The 2,315-nt window shown below is 44.1% G+C and carries 1 protein-coding gene and 2 pseudogenes; 2 read left to right on the forward strand and 1 reads right to left on the reverse strand.

Annotated elements, in window-relative coordinates:
• Positions 1 to 1,304 precede the first annotated feature (1,304 nt).
• Positions 1,305 to 1,460 (forward strand): GhoT/OrtT family toxin, encoded by a 156-nt coding sequence (locus FDW87_RS08895; protein ID WP_252363084.1) that lies wholly within the window; start codon positions 1,305 to 1,307, stop codon positions 1,458 to 1,460.
• Positions 1,461 to 1,588: 128 nt separating this feature from the next.
• On the opposite strand, the pseudogene FDW87_RS21045 reads toward FDW87_RS08895, so the two are convergent.
• Positions 1,589 to 1,719 (reverse strand): annotated as a pseudogene (locus FDW87_RS21045) (ATP-binding protein); the annotation flags it as partial.
• 80 nt (positions 1,720 to 1,799) lie between these two features.
• Here FDW87_RS21045 and FDW87_RS08900 point away from each other — a divergent pair.
• Positions 1,800 to 2,179 (forward strand): annotated as a pseudogene (locus FDW87_RS08900) (antitermination protein); the annotation flags it as partial.
• Positions 2,180 to 2,315 lie beyond the last annotated feature (136 nt).

Here is a 2,315-nt window from a genome sequence, read left to right on the forward strand (position 1 = left end):
ACAGTCTGTTATCACGGGCTGATGCCTGACTCTCAGATGACCGGATGGGCATTTCTGTGTCAGAAGTTGCTGGGATGCTCACCTGACTTTCAACACGCAGGTGAAAAGGCAACTGGAATTGAATATGCATGGAATATTCAGTATCCGAGCTTTCCACACCACACTCAGCAAGTGATATGTATAGTCTCGCCCTGCGAGGCGTTGTAGAATTGTTTACCTGAATAATTATGTGCGAGATAATTTATCGACAGTTGCGCTAAAAAGTCGTCAGCAACAGACCCATTGTTAGCCATGACTACGGCATAAAAATCCTCTCATAGTATTTCTTTTGGTGTGTGGAATCCCAAAATCCCATCAATTGCACAGGCGGCATGAATATGAAAATGCCTTACCACCAAACAAATCGGAAAATCATTACAGGGAAAATTATAATACAGTGGCCAGTTTTTTTTGGGGGGGGGCTTCGGCCAGAGCAGTACCGCTGTGGTAAAACGGTTCCTGACAGATATCTTTAACAGTCCGACCGGATTTAACTAATTTAATCGCGATACAGATTCTCTGTAAAACGCACTTCACGTTTAGTACTCTCCTTCATTGGGATGGCACAATCATGCGGGATGCTTACATCTCAGCCCAGTAATGGCCACCAATAAAATACCAGTTGCAACAGGGGATAAATTTGAATAGTTGCTGAAGTTTGTTCCCGTCCCCGTTCGGCTTTGTTATGGAATAATTGGTAAATTGGTTCTGCCTTGTTTTTTCGATCTTTAGCAGGAGGTTGTTAGGAAATCATTAGAAAATCATCATGAATGAAAAGATAAGCTATGAAATACTTTTGTCCGTATAGGAAACGCAGGATGCATGAAGCCTATCGGTTATTTTCTTTTATTATTCATATACACTTTTTTCCACAGAAGGTATGCGCGGTGTTTTCTGTGGTTTTTTTGCTTACCGGTTAAATTGGCTGGGTTTTGTTTTCGCCCAGTTTTTGGAGTTATGATTCAGGTACATCAATGAAAAGAAGAAATTGAACGCGAATACGCTCAACAGGTTGTTGACCAGAACTACACTTTGGCAGATGTCGCCCCCCCTGAAGAGTTCTCGATATTCGGGGGAACTTGGGGTGCGTTATCTTGTGGTTACTCTCTGCCATGTGTTTGGGGGGCATTGAGGTAACTATGAATGCTGGAGAAAACCAGACGGCAGGACTGTATTACAGCAGTCAGGTAAATAGGTTTCTTAGCAAAGACTTATTATTATTCGGCAATAATAGGTATACTTGCATGAAAATATTACATATTTTAATGTACCTCTATATAACTGGATTTGCAATATCTGCAGTAGTCACGTATATACTGTCAAGTGATTCAGATCTAAAAATCAATGTACTGGCGTCCATCTTGATTGGACTATCATGGCCACTTAGCTTTCCTGTCGCTCTACTCTTCGTTGCTTTTTAAACAAAGCGGTATTTTCCAATGCAGCATAGGAAAGGTCATGTGATCAGATAAATATCCCACATCACCGGGCTGTCCCGCCTCAGATGCCTTTGTATTGACCAGGCGTTCGATTCAGGTGTTTCCTGATAGGAGCTTCGTGCTGCCTCTCCCGCGAACGTTTGATCCCTCTGCCCGAACGGCAGATTAATGTCAGGACCATCTCGCTCTTCTCGTAACGTTTGGCGATGACCCAGAAGAACAGTTTTGCTTCTTCCAGGCAGACCGGCATCTCCCGAAAGCTGATAAGGATAAGACAAGAGACTCGAAAACGTAGCTAAATTTCATTCACCCAAAAAACCGATGATGAGTGACTTACCACAAGCTACGGTTTCTGACTCGCTTTCCGGTATCGATGTGATGGCGGCTATCAGAATAGCTCCATCACAAGCCGGATTCGGAATGGCTGCATTCTGCGGTAAAGATGATCTCAGCCAGAATAACAAACAAAAGGTTGTCAATTATCTGGTGCAATTTGCGCACAAGGTATTGAGGAAATACAAAGGTAAAGGTACTGCAGGAGCTCACAACATTCGCTTATGCGAATTAATTATTGCCGTAGCGTTGCGACGCCGGGCGCAAGATGCAACCGTGTTGACTATTCAGGGAGACCAGTAAGCACGGCACATCGCACAGTGACAATGCTAATCCTGGATCTTACCCAACCTACGCACGGTCACACCTCGGTATGAGGCTCTGTTTATGCATATGACAGGGGCGGGGATTCAGTTGGCGTTTCTGAGGCTGGAGGCCCAGGGTTGATACTGAATCGCCACGGATAATCTAGACACTTCCGAGCCGTTGATAATACTGGTTTTC

This window comes from Citrobacter sp. wls826, from assembly GCF_005281245.1.
GTDB classification, from domain to species: Bacteria; Pseudomonadota; Gammaproteobacteria; order Enterobacterales; family Enterobacteriaceae; genus Citrobacter; species Citrobacter braakii.